We start from the raw sequence: 240 nt of genomic DNA, 5'->3' as shown, positions 1-240 counted from the left end.
GGCACGGCGGTCAAAGCCATTCTCGCAGCGAGAAAAGAAGGGGCTTTCCAAAGCCTGTTCAATATTGCTGAACGCATATCGGCTGTCCATTTCACCCGCAAGGCGTTTGAGCCATTGATCAAAGCTGGCGCATTGGATGTGCTAGGAAAAGACCGGGCCGTGTTGCTCGCGTCTTTAGACAGCGCAATCAAGCATGCGGAACTGGTCAAGCCAAATGAAGATCCCGGCCTGTTTGACGAA

At 52.9% G+C, this 240-nt stretch carries 1 protein-coding gene; it reads left to right on the top strand.

Annotation, left to right across the window (positions count from 1 at the left end; translation table 11 throughout):
• Positions 1 to 240: hypothetical protein (locus R0J92_RS26150; protein ID WP_411053834.1), on the top strand; the 240-nt coding region annotated here is incomplete at both ends.

It is taken from the genome of Tritonibacter sp. SIMBA_163 (assembly GCF_046535935.1).
GTDB lineage: Bacteria > Pseudomonadota > Alphaproteobacteria > Rhodobacterales > Rhodobacteraceae > Epibacterium > Epibacterium scottomollicae.
This window is presented reverse-complemented; position numbering and strand designations above follow the sequence as displayed.